At 50.7% G+C, this 19,438-nt stretch carries 15 protein-coding genes and 1 riboswitch; of the genes, 2 read left to right on the top strand and 13 right to left on the bottom strand.

From position 1 onward, the window contains the following. Window positions 1-145: 145 nt before the first annotated feature. From ppdK to DSM117340_RS03385, 4 genes are all read right to left on the bottom strand, one after another. Complete coding sequence (ppdK, locus tag DSM117340_RS03400) at window positions 146-2,686, bottom strand: pyruvate, phosphate dikinase (protein WP_089887872.1); 2,541 nt, start codon at window positions 2,684-2,686, stop codon at window positions 146-148. A gap of 38 nt (window positions 2,687-2,724) precedes the next feature. Next, the gene (gene glyS, locus DSM117340_RS03395) at window positions 2,725-4,947 is read right to left on the bottom strand and encodes a glycine--tRNA ligase subunit beta (protein WP_089887871.1); all 2,223 of its coding nucleotides are present in this window, start codon (window positions 4,945-4,947) and stop codon (window positions 2,725-2,727) included. A gap of 18 nt (window positions 4,948-4,965) precedes the next feature. Continuing rightward, window positions 4,966-5,484 carry a DUF6446 family protein gene (locus DSM117340_RS03390; protein ID WP_089888954.1) on the bottom strand — a complete coding sequence of 173 codons (519 nt, stop codon included), beginning with the start codon at window positions 5,482-5,484 and terminating at the stop codon, window positions 4,966-4,968. 106 nt (window positions 5,485-5,590) lie between these two features. Next, window positions 5,591-6,520 (bottom strand): glycine--tRNA ligase subunit alpha, encoded by a 930-nt coding sequence (locus DSM117340_RS03385; RefSeq protein ID WP_089887869.1) that lies wholly within the window; start codon window positions 6,518-6,520, stop codon window positions 5,591-5,593. A gap of 217 nt (window positions 6,521-6,737) precedes the next feature. On the opposite strand from DSM117340_RS03385, the gene DSM117340_RS03380 reads away from it, so the two are divergent. Further along, window positions 6,738-8,510, top strand: a complete 1,773-nt coding sequence (locus DSM117340_RS03380; RefSeq protein WP_089887867.1) for a serine protease — start codon at window positions 6,738-6,740, stop codon at window positions 8,508-8,510. A 48-nt stretch (window positions 8,511-8,558) separates the two neighbouring features. Here the strand turns inward: DSM117340_RS03380 and DSM117340_RS03375 are convergent, their stop codons facing one another. The 7 genes from DSM117340_RS03375 to ftsY all read right to left on the bottom strand — a co-directional run bounded on the left by DSM117340_RS03375 (window position 8,559) and on the right by ftsY (window position 15,991). Then, entirely contained in the window at window positions 8,559-10,007 is a 1,449-nt protein-coding gene (locus tag DSM117340_RS03375; RefSeq protein WP_089887865.1) for a TrkH family potassium uptake protein, read from the bottom strand. A gap of 137 nt (window positions 10,008-10,144) precedes the next feature. After that, complete coding sequence (locus DSM117340_RS03370) at window positions 10,145-10,375, bottom strand: hypothetical protein (protein WP_089887863.1); 231 nt, start codon at window positions 10,373-10,375, stop codon at window positions 10,145-10,147. A 113-nt stretch (window positions 10,376-10,488) separates the two neighbouring features. Beyond that, window positions 10,489-11,589, bottom strand: a complete 1,101-nt coding sequence (folE2, locus tag DSM117340_RS03365; protein WP_089887861.1) for a GTP cyclohydrolase FolE2 — start codon at window positions 11,587-11,589, stop codon at window positions 10,489-10,491. 168 nt (window positions 11,590-11,757) lie between these two features. Further along, window positions 11,758-12,939: an aminotransferase class V-fold PLP-dependent enzyme gene (locus tag DSM117340_RS03360; protein ID WP_089888951.1), complete on the bottom strand. Its 1,182-nt coding sequence runs from the start codon at window positions 12,937-12,939 to the stop codon at window positions 11,758-11,760. Between the two features lie 44 nt (window positions 12,940-12,983). Next, a riboswitch (SAM riboswitch) is annotated at window positions 12,984-13,060 on the bottom strand. A 24-nt stretch (window positions 13,061-13,084) separates the two neighbouring features. Continuing rightward, entirely contained in the window at window positions 13,085-13,693 is a 609-nt protein-coding gene (locus tag DSM117340_RS03355) for an inner membrane-spanning protein YciB (RefSeq protein ID WP_089887860.1), read from the bottom strand. A gap of 8 nt (window positions 13,694-13,701) precedes the next feature. Next, a complete protein-coding gene (locus DSM117340_RS03350; protein ID WP_089887858.1) occupies window positions 13,702-14,604 on the bottom strand; it encodes a DMT family transporter in 903 nt (300 codons plus the stop codon). A 4-nt stretch (window positions 14,605-14,608) separates the two neighbouring features. Next, entirely contained in the window at window positions 14,609-15,991 is a 1,383-nt protein-coding gene (gene ftsY / locus DSM117340_RS03345; protein WP_354689854.1) for a signal recognition particle-docking protein FtsY, read from the bottom strand. Between the two features lie 97 nt (window positions 15,992-16,088). On the opposite strand from ftsY, the gene DSM117340_RS03340 reads away from it, so the two are divergent. After that, window positions 16,089-16,976, top strand: coding sequence for a lytic transglycosylase domain-containing protein (locus tag DSM117340_RS03340; RefSeq protein WP_089887857.1), 888 nt, complete (start codon window positions 16,089-16,091; stop codon window positions 16,974-16,976). Here DSM117340_RS03340 and DSM117340_RS03335 read toward each other — a convergent pair. Then, the gene (locus DSM117340_RS03335) at window positions 16,973-17,644 is read right to left on the bottom strand and encodes a lysoplasmalogenase (RefSeq protein ID WP_354689853.1); all 672 of its coding nucleotides are present in this window, start codon (window positions 17,642-17,644) and stop codon (window positions 16,973-16,975) included. The two genes, DSM117340_RS03340 and DSM117340_RS03335, sit on opposite strands and share 4 nt — an antisense overlap. Next, window positions 17,641-19,326, bottom strand: a complete 1,686-nt coding sequence (locus tag DSM117340_RS03330; RefSeq protein WP_089887854.1) for an NAD(P)H-dependent oxidoreductase subunit E — start codon at window positions 19,324-19,326, stop codon at window positions 17,641-17,643. Before DSM117340_RS03330 ends, DSM117340_RS03335 begins: the two co-directional genes overlap by 4 nt. Between the last annotated feature and the right edge of the window lie 112 nt (window positions 19,327-19,438).

Genomic DNA, 19,438 nt, shown 5'->3' with positions numbered 1-19,438 from the left:
TCATGGTCTCATGAAAGACCGGCCGATTTTTAAGCGGTTTGCAACAATGACGCAAGTTCACTGGCTCACGCGTGGCATCGTGATGTTGCGGATTTACGCCGATCACAAAAACCAACCAGTCATTTAGCGTTTGAGTGGGAAGTGCCTACCCTATCTTGTCCCGCAACGCGAGCTGCGCTGCAGCCAATCGAGCCACAGGCACGCGAAACGGTGAACAAGAAACATAATTGAAGCCCGCGTTTCTACAAAAAGCAATCGATTCAGGGTTTCCCCCGTGTTCCCCGCAAATAGAAAGAACAAGGTCAGGCTCGGCTTTACGTCCTCTTGTCGCTCCAATTTCGAGAAGCTCACCGACACCTTCAATATCCAACGTGTGGAACGGATCTTCTGGATAAACTCCCTGCTGAACGTAAGTAGACATAAATCGCCCGGCATCATCTCGCGACAATCCATAAGTCATTTGAGTAAGATCGTTTGTTCCAAAACTTAGAAAGGAAACATATGGGGCGATTTCTTCTGCTCTCAGAGCTGCTCGCGGCGTCTCAACCATCACACCCAAACGAAACTCGAAATCTTCGCCTGTTTCTGTACGCACGGCGGCAGCCACAGCATCAATGCGCGTTTTGACAAGTTCAACCTCGCGCATCGCAGACACCAGGGGAATCATGATTTCTGGCACAACTGGGTCACCATCTCGACTGGCGGCGATCGTTGCCTCAAAAATGGCTCGCGCTTGCATATCGTAAATTTCTGGAACGGTCACACCCAAACGGACCCCACGCATACCCAGCATAGGATTGTACTCGCCGAGTGCTTCAACACGGCGCGTCACATCAGACAAAGGTAGGTCCAAAGCTTCGGCAAGCTCTCTGCACCCAACTTTATCGTGGGGTAAAAATTCGTGGAGTGGAGGATCAAGCAATCGAATACATACAGGTTTTCCCTGCATGATACGAAACAGCTCGGTGAAATCATCGCGCTGCATTGGCAAAAGACGTTCGAGCGCAGCGCGACGGTCTTGTGGCTTATCCGCAAAGATCATTTCCCGCATTGGTGTCAAACGATCGGCTTCAAAAAACATATGTTCTGTTCGGCAGAGGCCAATACCTTCCGCACCAAAATTGCGAGCAGTTATAGCATCATTTGGTGTATCTGCGTTCGCCCGCACTCCAATATCACGTGCCGCGTCAGACCACTCCATTAACTCTAGAAAAGCATCATCATGAGTCGCCTCGAGCATAGCGGGTTCGCCAACCAATACATCTCCAGAGGTCCCATCAACCGTTATAGTGTCCCCTTCTTTAAACACGCGGCCATCCGAAGATGTCAGTGTCTTTTTTTGAAGGTTGAACACCAGGCTTGACGCTCCAACAACGCAAGGGAGCCCCATACCACGTCCAATAACTGCCGCGTGGCTTGTCATCCCGCCCCGCTCTGTCAGCACTGCGACTGCAACATGCATTCCCCGGATATCTTCAGGTGATGTTTCCCGACGCACCAAGACGCAAGGCTCGGCTCTTGCGGCGCTGGCCTGTGCTTCGGAAGACGTAAAGACAATACGGCCAGTTGCTGCTCCTGGACTTGCTGCAACTCCTGTTGCGATACGGTCCCGTTTTGCATGAGGGTCAATCTGTCTGTGTAGCAGCTCGTTCAAAGCGCGTGGTTCGACGCGCAACAATGCTTCTTCGCGAGGAATGATCCTGTCATTTGCCAAGTCTACTGCGATCCGAACGGCTGCACGCGCCGATCGAGAAATGCGTACGCCATCAAGCAGATGTACTTTACCATTCTCTACAGCAAACTCAGCCTGCATTTCTTCACGCAGTTTTTCACGCATCAATGCAGTATAAGCCTTAAGTGCGGAAAATGCCTCAGGAGCAAGTTCCTCCAAGGAGGGTCCGCGTTCATCCACTTCCAGGAACAGCGCTGCAGCCCCCTTTTGTAGAGCATCACGCCCTTGGCTTTGTGACAGGTAGCGCCCAGTTATCTGAGCTTGCCCTGTAGCGGAATCTACGAGCTGGATAACACCAGACCCGCTTTCACCAGCCCCAATGCCAAAAACCATCTGCTGAACGACAAGACCCAACCCTGCATCAGCAGGAGCACCTTTTGCTTGGCGCAATAATCGCGCTGTGGTCCCTTCCCATGCTCGCGCCATAGAACGCAAGACGGCGGCAAGTTGCACAGAAGGCTCCTGCGGAAACGGCTCCTCAGCCTCATCTTCGTAGGCCTTTAGAGCGGCAGACAAGCCTTCTTGGCCATCAGCCTCAATCCCCTCAAACAAGTCAGGGTCTAGCCTGGCAACATGTATCGCATAGGCCTGAACGAAGCGGAGATAGATTTGCGCAGCGGCCTCCGGCCCCAAAACATCACAAAACTCGACATATAGGGCGTCATTCATACCAATATTGAGGATTGCGCCAGGCCCACCCCAATCAGGATCTTCAGAAGACGGCCTCACACACAAAAGCGGGCTCTCACCAAAAGGTGCAAGCAATGTTGCCATTTCTGGTAATCGGCCTGCTGCAATTGCATGAACAGACTGGAACGACAAGGCAACAGTTCTCGGAACAGGCAAATCTAGCCTGACGAGACGCTGCAGACACTTTGCTCTTCCGCCGTGCGTTTTAGAAGCTATCGGCGCTGAAGCAGTGATCAGCGTAATATTTGCGTTATCTTTCTGCACTGCGGCACATTAACTCTAGTTCTGAAAGCAGCGCAAGCTTAGCCTTCAAGTTGGGCCAAATCTGCGACTTGTCCACATACACTTCTAATGCGGCTCAAGAGATTGAGCCTGTTACGCCTCAGCACTTCGTTGTCGACATTTATCTGTACCGCCTCAAAGAATGCATCAACCGGATGACGTAGCTCTGCCATAGCAGCCATTGCGCCCGCATGATCCCCAAGAGCGAGAGACGCCGCAATGGCCTCTGCCGCCTGATCCAAGGCAGTAAACAGAACCTTTTCTTCGTCAGTCTCGGCATACTTGAAATCAGCACCATAGCTATACTCAACGCCATCCTTGAGTTCAGCTTGCTTCAAAATGTTATTCGCGCGCTTAAACCCTTGAACAAGGTTCGCCCCTTCTTCGGTATTCAGGACACGCTCTAAAGCTGTCGCTCGCTCGGCAATCAACCGCAGATCATCATTTTGAGGGTTAGCCAAACAGGCATCGATAACGTCATGCCGTATACCTTCATCTTTCAGATGCACCTTAAGGCGATCGTGAAAGAAACTCATCAAATCACACAACGTATCAGGTAAGTCTTGCCCCAACTGCTTGAAGTCGGCACTGCCATCTCCTTTTCCCTCAATCACGCGATATGCCGCGTCAAAGGCACCATGTGTACCCATTTCCGCGAGAACTTGACGCAAAAGATCCGTGTCATCAGAATTTGAGCTGCCTAAAATACCAATTTTGTGGCGTACCAGCTGTAATGAAACGAAGCGCTCTAATCTAAGCGAAAGGTTATTTTCACGCACCAATCGGATCACCCCAAGTGCTGCGCGTCGAAGAGCGAACGGATCTTTTGAGCCAGTTGGCTTTTCAGAAACCGCCCAAAAGCCAGTCAAAGTATCGATCTTGTCCGCCAAAGCAACGATCACAGATAGAGGTGCACTCGGAACGTTGTCTGACGGCCCAAGAGGCGCATAGTGCTCTTCAGAAACGGCAGCAATTTCATCAGATAATCCTGCGGCCTTTGCATAATAGCGCCCCATAAGGCCCTGCAATTCGGGAAATTCATAAACCATTTCTGAACTCAGATCCGCTTTGGCCAGCTTTGCTGATTTCTCTGCATTATCTTCATCAGCGCCAACAAATGGGGCTAGATCACGCGCCAATGCGGAAATGCGCTCAATTCGTTCGGCTTGAGATCCAAGCTTGTTGTGAAACGTTACATTGGACAGCTGAGCAGTCCACGTTTCGATACCATCTTTGGCGACGCGCAGGTCGTTCTCCCAAAAAAACTTCGCATCACTCAATCTAGCGGCCAACACCTTTTGATTGCCAGCAAGGATCGTTGCCCCATTGTCGGAAGTTCGTTTATTGGCGACCGTCACAAAACGTTCGATACGATTTGTTTTTGGATTCCTCACCGAGAAAAACTTTTGGTGTTCTTTCATCGAAGTCTGCAGAACCTCGGGTGGCAAATCTAGAAAAGTCTCATCAATACTACCCATCAAGACGACAGGCCACTCGACGAGACCAGCCACCTCCATCAATAATCCGTTGTCTTCAACAAGCTCTAGACCATTGGCAAATGCCTGATTGGTTGCGTCCTGCAAAATGTCGTCTGCGCGTTCTTTCGCGTTCAGCACTACAAAAGCACGCTTTAACTGCGCCTCATAATCATCAAAAGATGTCACTGAAAATCTCTTGGGAGCCATGAAGCGATGGCCTTCGGTTGTCGCCCCTGACTTTATTCCATCGATTTCAAAATCAATTACGCGGCTTCCCGCTTCATCTTCAAAAAGACAGATGATCGAGTGAAGCGGACGCACCCAACGCAAGCTACCGTCTCCCCAGCGCATCGACTTTGGCCAGGGAAAGTTACGGATCGTCGCCTCAAGCGTTTCGGCGATAATAGCTTCAGCAGCTCTTCCCTCTTTCTCGATCGTTGCAAAGTAAATCGCACCTTTAGGTGTCTCTCGCTCCTCAAGATCGCCTCGTGAGATTCCCGCTCCTCGCAGAAATCCCTCAATCGCTTTCTCTGGTGCTCCAACTTTCGGCCCTTTTCGCTCTTCGCGCACCGTTGGACTCTCGGCAGAAACGCCCTCTACCGCGAGAGCCAAACGGCGTGGCGTGCTAAAAGCTTTTGCGCCGGAGTAAGTCAGGCCAGCTTCGACCAAACCATTTGTAACAAGAGTTTTAAGATTCTCCGCAGCCCCTGCTTGCATACGAGCAGGTATTTCTTCGGAAAAAAGTTCTATTAGCAGATTAGGCATGGACTGCTCTTTCTTATATCACGGTTTCTCGGGGCAGCCTTCAGGCACGGGTTTGCCATCAAAAACTTCAGCGCCACATTCATTTATTTGATGCCAAACAAAACCTCTTCCATCCGGCAAAATGGCCACAACGCGGTCTATGCCATACTCGATGTTCTGTTCTCCGAGGAAAGCCACGGCTTCTTCATTTTCGAGGGCCACTCCGACGGCCTTTGCATCAAAGCAATTAAACCAACTCGGGGCGAGCAGCGGTTCTGCGTTTTCATAATACTCATAGGTCTCACTCAAAAGCGCTACACTTTGAGGTGTGGTGAAGCACGCACGATAGCGGATCGGAGAGCTTGTCGCTGTGATAGCCTCAAAAGCGTCGTAGAGGATTGGCTCAGGTGTACCGCTCACCAGTGACGTAAGCATGACATCCGTCTCACCTTCCGGTACAATGCTCTCATAGTAGGCATAGACCTGCAGATAGTAGATCGCTGCCCCTGAAAGTAGTGCCAGCATCACAATTCCAATCACCAAAATTCGAGAAGCCATCAGCGCCAGTCCCATATGTTCAAATTAATTTGCGTCAACGCCATTCTCTGCATAAACGCCCGAAAGGTACCTTCGACTTGAAAGCTTGGGTGGAAATCCAGCCGCATCACGCAACAAACCCTCCAGCTTCGGTCTGCACGAAAGCATCAGCACAAAGCTTTGCAAGGGCCCGAACACGGCCAATATAGGCTTGGCGTTCGGTTACGGAGATAACGCCGCGAGCATCTAATAGGTTGAACACATGGGAAGCCTTAATGCATTGATCATAAGCTGGATGCGCCATCACAATACGCTTCCCTGTCTTAGGATCATCCACCTCTTGATCCAAAATGCGTTGGCACTCGATCTCCGCCTCTTCAAAGTGACGCAACAAAAGATCCGTGTCAGCAACATCAAAGTTCCAACGGCTATACTCTTGTTCTGTCTGCAGAAAAACGTCACCATAGCTCAGCGCTATGGGAGCATCAGGTGAATTATATGGCATATCCATGACATGCTCTACACCCAAGACGTACATGGCCAGCCGCTCCAAACCATACGTCAATTCGCCTGAGACTGGATGACAGTCATGACCACCAACCTGTTGGAAATAGGTGAACTGAGAAACCTCCATCCCGTCGCACCAGACTTCCCAACCAAGCCCCCATGCGCCGAGCGTGGGGCTTTCCCAGTCATCCTCTACAAACCGGATATCATGCATTTCAACATCTATCCCGATTGCTTCAAGCGAGCCAAGATAAAGCGCCTGGAGGTTTGGTGGGCTTGGCTTAATGAGCACTTGGAACTGATAGTAATGCTGAAGCCGATTAGGGTTCTCCCCATAGCGACCATCCGTAGGGCGGCGAGAAGGCTGCACATAAGCGGCGGCCCATGGCTTTGAACCGAGAGACCTTAACGTCGTTGCGGGATGAAAAGTACCTGCACCAACCTCCATGTCATAGGGCTGCAAAATCGCACATCCTCGTTCAGCCCAATACGCCTGAAGTCGCAAGATGATTTCTTGGAAACTCCGCGGTTTGTCAGAAGTTTTAGCCATGGGTTCGCCTTTTCTCAGCGTTTTGCAAATTATTTGGCTCTACCTATGCCGCCCGCATGCTCAGGTCAATTAGCCGCCACGAACTCATCTGCTCACAAGCACCAAAAACAGAGAAAAACAGCCGTTAACGCGTTATTTGGGTGCACTGCGCTAAGAATTTGATAAAACATCGCAAGTCGCATTTGCGAGTTCAAAACAGGCGAGGAAATCTCATCACATGGTAAGGCTGTTAGTTTCAGTTTTTGTAGCGGTAAATTTTTGGATCAATGCAGTGATTGCACAAGACCAGGAGGCCGTTTGGGTTCAGATAGAAGCGCAGCCAAGCTTAAGCAAGGCGCAAGAGCGCGTACGCGACTTCAGCAGCACACTACCCGATGTAAACGGGTTTGCCCTAGGTGGCGGCTGGTACGCAATCGCACTTGGCCCGTACACACCGAATGATGCCAGAGAGGTTCTTCGGGTATATCGCAGCGAAGGGCAAATCCCGCGCGATAGCTACATCGCTTATACAGCAAGCTTTCGGCAGCAGTTTTGGCCTGTCGGAGCAAACTTCTTAGAAACAACTCCAGACGAAGCTGTTTCTCAAGTGATCGCAACAGAAACCAGCGATGCAGCACAGGACAACGAGCTAGCAGATGTGGCAGCTGAACCTGAAATCGACGAAATCACACCCGATGAGTCACTCGCCGAGGCCCGCGTCACTGAGGCAAAGCTGGGCCGTTTAGAAAGGGAGAAGCTTCAACTCGCACTGCAATGGTCGGGCCATTATGATGGTTCAATAGACGGGGCATTTGGGCGTGGCACTCGCAGCTCAATGGCCGCATGGCAAAGTGCGAACAACCACCAAACCACCGGTGTCTTGACCACGGCTCAACGCAATCAACTGTTCGCTCAATATAATGCAATCTTAAGCGAACTCGGTGTGAGTGTCGTAGAAGACAGTACCGCTGGTATCGCTATTAAGATACCAACGAAGGTAGTGAAACTTTCAAAATACAGCGCCCCTTTTGCGCATTATGACAGCATTGGCGATATCAATGGACGAGTGCTTCTAATTAGCCAGCAAGGCGACAAAGATACTCTCTACGGCCTCTACGACATATTACAGACACTTGAAATTGTTCCGGAAAATGGTCCGCGCGAGCGCAAGGACAACTCTTTCACCATCGTTGGTGAAGGCGCTACGTTCATCTCACATACTCAGGTTTGGCTCGAAAACGAAGAGATCAAAGGCTTTACCCTCATTTGGCCTGCGGGAGATGAAGAGCGTCGCAGCCGTCTGTTAGGCGAAATGCTGGATAGTTTCACACGACTTGATGGTGCGATGGATGCGTCAGAGGGAACAGACGACCAGAGTATCGACCTTGTTGCTGGCCTAGAGATTCGCAAGCCAAAGTTGTCACGCTCAGGTTTTTTTCTGGATCAAGAAGGTCATATTTTAACGACAAGCGAAGCGGTCACAGCCTGCTCACGCATAACAATTGAGAACGCATTTGAAGGCAAAGTGGTCGCCAACGATATTGCGACAGGTATAGCCATCCTTAAATCTACCGAGGCACTAAGTCCGACAGAAGTTGCACGTCTGGCCGCAAGCGATCCCAATCTTCAAACAGAAGTCGCAGTTTCTGGATTTAGCTATGAAGGTATGCTGGGCGCACCAACACTTACATTTGGCCTTTTTAGCGATGTGAAAGGCCTTAACGGAGAGCCCGGAATTAGACGCCTAGAGCTCAACGCTCTCTCAGGAGACGCTGGCGGGCCAGTGTTCGACGAAACCGGCGCAATCCTTGGCATGCTGCTGCCATCCGCAGTGGACGGTCGTAAGCTACCAGAGCTTGTAAGCTTTGCAGTGGATTTTACAACGATACAACGTGTGGTTCAGTCGGCAGGCTTAAAAATCAGCAACAGCATACGGACGGAAAAAATTGCCCCTGAAGATCTGACGGAAGAGGCTCAAGCACTAACCGTTTTGATAAGTTGTTGGGAGTAGCCGCAAAAGGCAGAAATCGACAAAGGCACATAGATCAACGGTACAGTTTCAGCCTCGCCAAAACGCTGGAATAAGAAGAGCGTAAACAACCAAGAGTTCCAAGCGACCAATCAACATAGCAAATGTCAAAATGACTTTTGCAGCATCGTTTAGACTCGAATAGTTCCCCGCTGGTCCGATGATGTCGCCAAGGCCAGGGCCAATATTTGCAACACTTGCAGCGGCTCCAGAAACCGAAGTGACAAAATCAAGTCCAGTGAAAGACAGGGCAACAGCTACTAATCCCAAAGTGAGAATGAAAAACACAAAGAAGCTCATAACAGAGTTGAGTACATCTTCGCCGATGGTGCGCCCGCTATATTTGGGCGTAAACACACCGTGTGGGGCCCTGATTTTCTTGATCTGAGAGGCGACTGAAGCAAATAGGATTTGGTATCTAAATATCTTTATCGAGCATGCCGTAGACCCAGCGCAGCCCCCAATCAAGCCTATGAAAAAGAAGACGGTAATGAGAAACGGACCCCAAGTCATATAATCTACACTGGCATAACCAGTGCCCGATATAATTGACGTAATATTGAAAAGCGCCTCTCGAAAGGCTTGCTCCCAATGGTGGGGGAATATTTTAGTAAGCAAAAAACTCGTCATAATGACAAGCACCACAACAGTATAAAGAAAGCCACGCACCTGCACATCCATCAGTGGCGCGTTGTAGTTCCCATTCAGCATCTGAACGTAGCGAACAAATGGCAACGCCGAAAGGATCATGAAGACTGAAGCAGCATATTCAATCGGTCCAGAAAAGACCCCGAAACTGGCATCATAGTTTGCCATGCCCCCAGTCGAAACTGTTGTAAACGCATGCACAATCGCATCGAAGGGACTCATACCTAGCAACAGATACGTCACAATACAGGCTACGGTAACCGAAACATAAATTGCCGATATTTGAGAGGCTATCTGCGTCGCCCGCGGTAGAATTTTACCAAAGGTATCAAAAGACTCTGCGCGAAAAATCTGCATCCCTCCAACACGTAGTTCTGGGAGAAATACCATCGCCACAACAATTATTCCGATGCCTCCCAACCACTGCAAAATACCACGCCATAACAAAATGCCGCGAGGCATATCGTCAAGGCCAGTCATCACAGTCGCGCCAGTCGTTGTTAGGCCCGACATTGCTTCAAACATAGCATTGATAAACGAGAGCTCTGACCCGCCAATGATAAAGGGTAGTGCGCCAAAAACTGGCAGCGCGACCCAAACTCCCGTTGTAAGCAAAAACGTTTGCTGAATGCTCAGACGATCTTTGACCCCATTTTGACAGGATATAGAGACCAACCCTCCCACCAAAATAGTAATCACAGCACTTTCAGCAAACGCAGGCCAATGGCCCCGCCCCTCGATGAGGTCGACGAACATTGGAGCAAGCATTGTCAGCCCCAATGCGGCGACAAGCATTCCAATCACATATCCCACTGGGCGCAGATCAAACATGACGCGAAGGCTTGGCGGTAAGTCATGCGCCTGTCAAGCACATGCAAGCACTGACACAGCCGAATAATATACCTCCATAAAAAGACGACGGCTCTCGTTACAAGAGCCGTCGCCACATTCTAGCCGAGCAAGACCGCTTAACAGTAAAACAAACTATTCAACACGTGCAGCTCAATATTTTCTCGGCGCAACTTCAGCTCTTCGAGCTCTTCATCGCTCAAAGCGTGAAGAGCTGCAATGCGCAAGCGATAGGGCTCAACGCGTTGAGCATCTAGTTTCTCCATCCAACGGACAAACCCGTCGCTAACACTGGAAAACTTTTGGAACAGGCCAAGCCCAGAAATCACATTGGTAGATGTTAGTGCCATTTGGAAACCTCATTATGGTTGTGTGGTTTCCTCCCTCACCGATCAAAATAGGTCAGCATCACTCACCTTACCACTGTTGATCTTGCATAGCCAAAGCACGCTAGACGCATAGCTCATCCAACATGGAATAAAGTAGAAAATAGCTTTGGATCAAGGCTTTCGCTCTCAAACAGCTCCCCCTCAGTCAAAACACTGACCGCATCATGGCTGTGAAGGCTTTCTTGGTGGCTCGCAATAACGCGGAAATCACCAACACGTTCATCTTGCTCTAGTCTTTGAGCAAAAAGACGTGCTGCGTCTTCCACAAAAATCGGATTCGCGGCATTAAGCTCTGCAAACGCTTGCTCATCTTCCCGCTTTACCATGACTTGTGTCTCAGTTGGTACAGCTGCGCGGCACATCTCGATAAGATCTTCAAACCAAAGGCAATCGCCCTGCGCTGCTTCTGCTGAGATACGTGCCACAGAGCGTTGGGAGTGCGGTGTTGCAAGCTGTCCACGCGTTTGGCGCGCATGCTCCGATAGCTCCAAGGAGCATGGGCACGTAGAGGAGTAAACATAGTCTAGGTGCATAATTTTGCGTCGCACACCTTCAACTTCGATAAGTTCAAGCGCAAAATCATAATACTGATAGCCTTCAAGCCCAGAGCGCAAACTCGCCACTTTCATTGGGAAGGAAAAGCGCATCTGAATGCGGGCATCAAAGCTTTCTAAATCGGTTTTATAATCATCAAGAGCCGCTTCAATGATATCAAATGAGAAGGTTGAGGCAGAGTGTTTGTAGAAACTGCGCATAATGCGCGACATGTTGATTCCCTTTTTTCCGGCCTCTAGACTCACCGTTCCAGTCACCGAAGTTTCCAATGTCAGATCGCCATTGTCTCGGGTGTGAAATTTAAGAGGCAAACGGAAATTAGAAATTCCGACGTGTTGGATGACTCTTGGTGCGCCTTTAATCAAGCTGGAGGGACCATTTTGAAGATCAGGAAGCGTCGCTTTATAAGCTTCGCTCACCTCAAACTCGTCGGGGTAGGCTCTTGCAAGTGCTGGATAATTCTGCACCTCACCTGAGGGTAGCAATCTAGAAATTACCGGATCGAGATCCGCAACTTCCTCTGGCGTTGCGCATTGAGCCCAAGCCCGCAAGCGTGCAAGAGCAGCTTTCGCTTCGGCACGATCTGGTGCGGCTATCATATGTCCTACCTGCTTGTTCATGGCCTAATCCCCCTTAGGGTTTGGTTACAACCTAACTTAAGGTCAATACGAGGGCATTGCCAAGTCAGACCAAAAACAGTTCGCAAGCGTCATAGACCTAAGTTGGAAAGTCTCGCCAAATATTTGCGAAACAATAGAGTTCATTCCCTTCGCCAGAACCGCTCGACATTAGCAGACGTCCAGAGCACCCAGAAGATCCGCAATAATATCATCCACTTCCTCGAGCCCAACAGAGAAGCGCACCAACCCATCTGATATACCAAGCAAGTCCTTCTGGCTTTGTGGAAGCCGCTGATGCGTTGTTGTCGCTGGATGGGTCGCGATAGACTTTGAGTCAGCAAAGTTATTAGAGATCGTCGCCACCTTGAGCGCATTCATCATAGCAAAACATGGTGTCCTACCACCAACAACGTCAAACGTTAAAACAGTGCCCCCAGATTCAGCCTGTGAAAGCGCAAGTGACGATTGTGGATGAGAGGAATGTGTCGGATACCTCACCGAGGCCAACTTAGGATGCCCGCTCAGCGCCTCAGCTACTTTGAATGCAGCCGAAGCTTGTGCTCTCACGCGCAACTCCAACGTTTCTAGTGACTTGAGATGTGACCAAGCCGTAAACGGATTCATCGCACCGCCAGTATGCTTCACATAGGTTTCAATTGGTCCGCGAATGAGCGCTTTGCTCCCACAGATGATCCCCCCCAGCATGCGACCTTGCCCATCAACATGTTTGGTCGTTGAAATAATGGCAATATCGGCCCCACACTCCTGAGCGTAAGAAAAAACTGGTGTTGCCATAGCATCATCTACGAGCACGAGAGCGCCCTTCGCGTGAGCAGTTTGACAAACATGGCGTAGGTCAATCACTTCAAGGGTCGGATTTGAAATGCTTTCCAAGAATACAAGGCGTGTTTCATCACGTATGGCCATGTCCCACGCAGCATTATCCGTGCCATCAACCAAAGTAATCTCGACTCCGAAGCGCGCAAGAATATCCTCAAGCACATACAGACAAGATCCAAAAAGCGCGCGTGAAGCGACGACATGATCGCCAGCCTTCAAGAGCGCCATCAAAGCTCCGTTGACGGCAGCCATGCCTGAAGCGCAAGCAAAACCATCTTCATAACCGAGATAACCCGAGATGCGATCTTCGAACATACGTACTGTTGGGTTTCCATATCGCGCATAGATGAACTCGTCGTCACCCGCTTTGACAAAGCGCGCCTCGGCCGCCTCAGCTGTTTCATAGACAAAGCCCTGCGTAAGAAAAAGCGCTTCGCTCACCTCGCCATATTGCGAGCGTCGCGTTCCACCATGGACAAGTGCTGTTCGGCTTTTGTGATTGTTCGTCATCGGATCATGCCCCATAAAAAAAGCCCCATCGGCCAAGCCGAAGGAGCCCCCTCTTCTCGACCTTTTAGCAGAATATTTTAAGTGGCCCGCAATCTGGTAACAAATCGCCACTGTTCGCATTATTTATGTCTTTGCGTTGCAACGGTCAAGTTTGACTATCCTCTTCAATGGCATATTCAGCAAACAGCTTGGTCTGGCTCATGAAGAAAACGAACATCGCAGCGGTGTCACCAAATGTTTTAAAATAAACCCATGTTGTTTCGGACATGAACCGCCAGATTAGCTCATTAGCAAGAGCTGTAGCGAAGAGAAACCACATCAAGCGGCGCGTTAAGATCATCCACCCTTTGTCTTGAAGAGGCATCATACCCTCCATAACGTATCGTAGGTAAGACTGGCCTCGCCATAGCCCGACACCAAGAATAGCCCCCATAAGACTAAAGAATATCGTAGGTTTAATCTTGAGAAACTTGGGGTCATTTAGCCAAACGGTGAGCCCACCAAATACAATAACGAGCACCAGCGTCATAATTTGCATCTTGGAAATATGACCGGTGAGCTTCCACCCGATACCTGTCGTGAGTATTATGAGTGGCACAAAACCTGCTGTCACAAAGATAAACCCAGAATACTCGCGTCCTGCGACCATAAAAGTATCGTCCTTGAACATGAGGTAGGCGATGAAAAAAGCAATCACAGGCCCTAGCTCAAGCCCTGTTTTCATCAGCGGGTTGATTTCTCTTTTCTCTGCCATAAGAACTCCTATCCTCCCATTTCAACTATCACAGCACCCAAAGCAATCAATGCCATAAGCGCAATCCGGCGAGGTCCGACGGTTTCTTTCAAAGCCAGCCAACCGATAAGTGCAGCAAATACTGTTGATGTTTCCCGTAAGATTGCGGCTTCTCCTACGTTATCCAAACGAGTGGCCATCATGACTGAGCCGAAACTCGCAATAGCGACGAAAGCCCCAATAAGTCCACGCTGCATGAGTGGACCCAGCTCAGGCGGATGCCGCATAGACCGGTAACGAAAGTAGGCTAACCAGGGAAAGAAGAGCCCATCGATGAAGAAAAACCATGCCAAAAAGGTAAAGGGGTTGGCAGTAGCTCGAATGCCGTAGGCATCCCATGTGGTATAGAGTGCAACAAAAAGCCCTGTGATCACGGCGAGCAGAAGGGCCAAATTGAGCGTGTCACGTTCGGCAGTAACGTGACGCAAGTTGTAAGCCGCGAGGCCGTATATCCCGGCTAGAAGAGTCGCCACCCCCGCCCATTGTGTCAAATTGAAGCGCTCACCAAAAAGGAAATAAGCGCCAATGACCGTGAAAAGTGGCCCTGTGCCCCGCACCACAGGATAGACGACTGTATATGCGCCTTTGGTGTAGGCCCAGCTCTGCATAAGCTTGTACGCCAGATGAATTACAAAAGCGGCCGCAAAAATGGACCACATATGCGGCTCGGGCCACGGCACGACAAAAAAAGCGAACGGAGCCGCAATAGCCGCGTAGCAGAAGTCAATCGCGCCACGGGTGAGCCATGGATCATGACGGCCCTTTTGCAGTGCGCCAAAAACTGCGTGTAGAAAAGCTGCCAGCAATGCAAGCACCAGCGCAAGGCTATGCCCCGCATCTGTGCCTTCAATTGAAATTAGCCAATTGCTCAAGTTTCTACTCGGCAGTCAGCCCCGTCAGGGCCGCTGCAAAGTCTTCTGGGTCAAATGGTGCCAAATCATCAAGCTGTTCGCCTACACCAATCGCATGAATTGGAAGGCCAAACTTGTCCGCGAGTGCAACCAAAACCCCGCCTTTGGCCGTTCCATCAAGTTTTGTCATCACAAGCCCTGTGACATCCGCAAGTTCTTGGAACGTTTTGACTTGTGAGAGAGCATTCTGGCCCGTGGTAGCATCGAGCACCAACAGCGTGTTGTGTGGCGCACTAGGGTCTTTCTTGCGGATGACACGAACGATTTTGGCCAACTCTTCCATCAGATCGGAACGGTTCTGCAAACGTCCTGCGGTATCGATCATAAGAAGATCGGCCCCGTCTGCTTCAGCCTTTGTCATCGCGTCAAAAGCAAGCGAAGCAGGGTCTGACCCTTCAGGCGCTGTCAAAACAGGCACACCCGCACGATCTCCCCAAACTTGAAGCTGTTCAACAGCCGCTGCGCGAAAAGTATCTCCAGCTGCGATAACTACGTTCTTTCCCGCCGCCTTGAATTGGCTCGCCAGCTTTCCAATTGTCGTCGTCTTTCCAGATCCGTTAACACCAACCACGAGAACGACCTGGGGCTTCTTTTCATAGAGCGGCATCGGCTTGGCCACTTCAGACATGATCCGTGAAATCTCTTCGGCAAGCACTTGCTTTATTTCATGTGTCGATAGCTTTGTCCCCAACCGGCCCTCAGCCATGTTGGCGGTCACACGCAGAGCTGTATCAACTCCCATATCTGATGCAATGAGCAACTCTTCAAGCTGCTCAAGCATCTCGTCATCAAGCACCCGCCGTATGACTGTTTTTGACGTCTCTTTTCGCCCCAAAAGACGACCAATCAACCCCGGCTTTTGCACATTGGATGCGGCTTTATCAACGGAAGTGATTGGCTCTGGCTCTGGCTCTGGCTCTGGCTCTGGCTCTGGCTCTGGCTCTGGCTCTGGCTCTGGCTCTGGCTCTGGCTCTGGCTCTGGCTCTGGCTCTGGCTCTGGCTCTGGCTCTGGCTCTGGCTCTGGCTCTGGCTCTGGCTCTGGCTCTGGCTCTGGCTCTGGCTCTGGCTCTGGCTCTGGCTCTGGCTCTGGCTCTGGCTCTGGCTCTGGCTCTGGCTCTGGCTCTGGCTCTGGCTCTGGCTCTGGCTCTGGCTCTGGCTCTGGCTCTGGCTCTGGCTCTGGCTCTGGCTCTGGAAAAATGGCGGTTTCAGGCATCAAGTCAACAGCAGAGGCCTCCACTGGCGTCTCTTCTTCCTCTACGCCACCGTCTTCAACAATCGCAGCAAGACCCTCTTCGAGCTTGGAAGATGTTTTAAAGAGCTTATTTTTGAGTTTGTTGAAAAAAGACATGGCCATTCCCGCTCGGTTCTACTCCCAGTTAATACGCCTGCGCCCGAGTGAAAAGCCATGAGTTGACATGAATGTCTAGCTCAGGCCATCTGCCACCATGCGGTATGTGTTTGCCTTTCTCTTTAGTTCACTGGCCTCGCTTCTTCAGGCAGAACCACCAGATCGCGCGTGCACGACAACAAAATGGGGCGCCCAAGAGTGCATTCGATGGGCGCACTTTGTCCATGATACCTGCCAGCTGATCGAAACTGTAAGCACGCGCCACAAACTAGACACTGACTTCTTCGCGCGCCTGATCTGGCAGGAGAGTCGCTTTGACCCGTTTGCAAAAAGCCATGCTAACGCGCTGGGCATTGCGCAATTCATCCGTTCTACCGCCGATTTGCGAGGTCTGACTGACCCTTTCAATCCCGCCGACGCACTTGAGCATTCGGCGCACTATTTGGCAGAAATGACAAATCGCTATGGTAACATCGGGCTTGCTGCCGTGGGTTACAATGGTGGGGAAAGACGCGCCGAAGGCTTAATCAACGGCACAGGAGATCTTGCGCAAGAAACCGTTGACTATGTCCGGATCATAACGGGTGCCGACCACCAGACCTGGGTAAGTGAGCCACCCCAAATGCTTAACTTAGATCTCGACCAACACAAAAAATTTAGTGTAGCCTGTCAAACTCTGGCACAGAAGCGTCGTCTATCCCCCCCCCCTCGGAGAGGACCAGCCCTAAAGCCTTGGGGCGTGCAAATCGCCTTTGGAACCAGCAAACAATCAGCGAAAAGCAAGTACACGGCAAGAACAAAGCAATGCCGCCTCCTCTTGAAAAACGAACAACCCGACTATCTATTTGAAAAGAGCAGAGCAAGCCGCCTAAAGGGGTATTACTTTGCACGTATTGGACGCGATACAAACAAGAGCGCTTGGGAGTTTTGCAACCAGCTTAAAGCCTCAGGGTGCCTTTGTGCAGTGTTCAGAAATACGCGCTAGAGCACCACAGTAAATGAAATTAAGAACAGCGCCTGAGCAATCCAATAGCTGCTCCAGATCACGTAAGGAGTTACCTTCCGAAGCTTGTGATCCTCAGGAAGGACAAACATTTCCTGCGCCAAGATGAAATCTGAAAAAACAAACAAAAGCGCCGCTGGCAAGACGAGTGCGATCGCACCGACTGGTGGCAGGACCGTTGCAAGAATCCCCATCGCCACGACAACAGGCACGTAGAACAGGGCCGCCCAGCGCAGTGGCCCCGCCTTCAAAAACAAGACGTAAAGCATGATCGCCCCTACTAGAAAAAGGGCGAGTACTAAGGTCCAGCCATCAGAAACACGTTGCAAATCAGCGCTCGGATGCAGCAAGAAAAGAGCTGCGTAAGAGAGATGGCCAAAGCTAAAGGCGCCGACTGCTGACACAAACTCCTCGGTGCCTTTCCGGGACAGAAAAAAATCGCCAATAGCGCACACAAGTAAAGCCACGACGAGCAGCATCATACTCGACAACTGGAAAGCAATCAGCGCCAGAAGGGCGACAGATGTTGTCTTCGTGATCGTTTTTAGCCATGCTCGTCCGGGCCGCCCGCATATTGCCAAATAACAAAGTGCCAAAAACGCTGCCGCGATAAACAAAAGAGTTGAATCGTTGGGCCAGCCAAACATCATATCTCCTCAGGGAAATGCTTTATTGTCATCCTTATAGGGTTTGGTGCAGCCTGTCCAAGCCCACATATTGAAGCATCGACCATCGCTGTCGACAGTTCCTCTAAAAGAGGAGTGTCCCAAGTCTCCGCTTGCATCAATTTCACGGCTTTCTCGCAACCGACGCGACAAGGCGTGCATTGCCCACAGCTTTCATCCTCAAAGAAGCGTAGCATATTCAAAGCTGCTTCGCGGGCGCTATCTTGATCCGACAGGACAACAACCGCTGCGGAGCCGATAAAGGAGCCGTGCGGCTGTAGCGTGTCAAAATCAAGCGGTATATCATTCAAATGCGCTGGTAGAATGCCCGATGAAGGGCCGCCAGGCTGGTAGGCTTTCAGGCTATGGCCTTCAATCATTCCTCCAGCTGCGTCAATCACATCAAGGATTGTCGAGCCAGCCGGCAACAAATGGACCCCAGGGTTATTGACGCGGCCAGAAACGGAATATGATCTCAGACCCTGCCTTCCATTTTTCTCAACAGAACTCAGAATTTCAGGGCCATCTCTAACAATTTTCGCCACCCAGTAGAGTGTCTCGACATTGTGAACCAAAGTTGGCCGATTGAATATTCCAACTTGCGCAACAAAAGGTGGGCGATGTCGTGGCTCTCCACGTTTACCCTCAATACTTTCGATCATAGCGCTTTCTTCACCGCATATATAGGCCCCAGCCCCACGGCGAAGCTCAACATAGCCTTGGTCTATGAGCCCCGCATCTTCCAGCGCTCTGATTTCGCGCCGCAGAATCTCCAGCACTGCCGGATACTCATCGCGCATATAGATATAACAGGTTTCCGCCTCGACAGCCCATGCGGCAACCAGCATACCCTCAAGAAACAAATGCGGTGTACGCTCCAGATAATAGCGATCCTTGAAGGTTCCGGGCTCGCCCTCATCGCCGTTTACAGCAAGATATCTCGGGCCTTCGTTCATGCGTACGAAACCCCACTTTTTCCCTGAAGGGAAACCAGCTCCACCAAGACCGCGAAGGCCCGATGCTAGAACCGTTTCTTGAACGGCTTTCCAATCGCCATTTTCACGCAACCCTTGTAAAGCCACATATCCACCAGCTTTGCGATAGGTTGAAAGTGCTTCATATTCAGGGATGTGAGCATGTGTATCGCCAGAGGCGATAGCCTCAACAACCTTCTCTAGTGTCGCATGATCTATGTGATTGTGTCCGATCTCAAGCGCGGGCGCCGTATCACATCGCCCCATACACGGGGCCCGCAAAACACGGACCTTACTCGGATCAAGTCCACCCTCCAGCGCCGACTTCAAGGCTTGCGCTCCTGCGAGCTCGCAAGACAGTGAATCACAAACGCGAATTGTCAGATCAGGTGGAGGAGTCTCGCCTTCCTTGACCACGTCAAAATGAGCATAAAAGGTCGCAACCTCGTAGATTTCTGCCATCGACATCCGCATTTCTTCAGCCAATGCACGAATATGCGCAGCAGAAAGATACCCACAGGCATCTTGGATTTTGTGCAAATGCTCGATCAGCAGATCGCGCCGCCGTGGTGCGTCTCCCAAAAGTTCTTTAACGACCTCCCAAGCCTGATCTTCTAGCTGGCGCCCCTTTGGCGTATGACGTCCTTTGCCTTTGCCTGATTTCCAGACACCTTTGCGTTCATCCAGCCCCATGAGAGCGCTCCTGTCTTGCGTTTCCGATAGCGTAATTGCGCCCAGCCAAAGAGGCGAGGCTAAAAACGACCTAAGGCGCTTCATTCGCGTTCACCCTGCCGTATCTGTATGC

The organism is Lentibacter algarum, assembly GCF_040580765.1.
Taxonomy (GTDB): Bacteria; Pseudomonadota; Alphaproteobacteria; order Rhodobacterales; family Rhodobacteraceae; genus Lentibacter; species Lentibacter algarum.
Note: the sequence above shows the minus strand (reverse complement) of the source record. Positions and strands in the feature narration are given on the sequence as shown.

What these genes read in the sequence shown, in the direction of transcription:
- glyS (WP_089887871.1), bottom strand. Translation starts at nt 4,947, where the DNA reads ATGCCTAATCTGCTAATAGAACTTTTTTCCGAAGAAATACCTGCTCGT.
- DSM117340_RS03390 (WP_089888954.1), bottom strand. Translation starts at nt 5,484, where the DNA reads ATGGCTTCTCGAATTTTGGTGATTGGAATTGTGATGCTGGCACTACTT.
- DSM117340_RS03385 (WP_089887869.1), bottom strand. Translation starts at nt 6,520, where the DNA reads ATGGCTAAAACTTCTGACAAACCGCGGAGTTTCCAAGAAATCATCTTG.
- DSM117340_RS03380 (WP_089887867.1), top strand. Translation starts at nt 6,738, where the DNA reads ATGGTAAGGCTGTTAGTTTCAGTTTTTGTAGCGGTAAATTTTTGGATC.
- DSM117340_RS03375 (WP_089887865.1), bottom strand. Translation starts at nt 10,007, where the DNA reads ATGTTTGATCTGCGCCCAGTGGGATATGTGATTGGAATGCTTGTCGCC.
- DSM117340_RS03370 (WP_089887863.1), bottom strand. Translation starts at nt 10,375, where the DNA reads ATGGCACTAACATCTACCAATGTGATTTCTGGGCTTGGCCTGTTCCAA.
- folE2 (WP_089887861.1), bottom strand. Translation starts at nt 11,589, where the DNA reads ATGAACAAGCAGGTAGGACATATGATAGCCGCACCAGATCGTGCCGAA.
- DSM117340_RS03360 (WP_089888951.1), bottom strand. Translation starts at nt 12,939, where the DNA reads ATGACGAACAATCACAAAAGCCGAACAGCACTTGTCCATGGTGGAACG.
- DSM117340_RS03355 (WP_089887860.1), bottom strand. Translation starts at nt 13,693, where the DNA reads ATGGCAGAGAAAAGAGAAATCAACCCGCTGATGAAAACAGGGCTTGAG.
- ftsY (WP_354689854.1), bottom strand. Translation starts at nt 15,991, where the DNA reads ATGTCTTTTTTCAACAAACTCAAAAATAAGCTCTTTAAAACATCTTCC.
- DSM117340_RS03340 (WP_089887857.1), top strand. Translation starts at nt 16,089, where the DNA reads ATGCGGTATGTGTTTGCCTTTCTCTTTAGTTCACTGGCCTCGCTTCTT.
- DSM117340_RS03335 (WP_354689853.1), bottom strand. Translation starts at nt 17,644, where the DNA reads ATGATGTTTGGCTGGCCCAACGATTCAACTCTTTTGTTTATCGCGGCA.
- DSM117340_RS03330 (WP_089887854.1), bottom strand. Translation starts at nt 19,326, where the DNA reads ATGGGGCTGGATGAACGCAAAGGTGTCTGGAAATCAGGCAAAGGCAAA.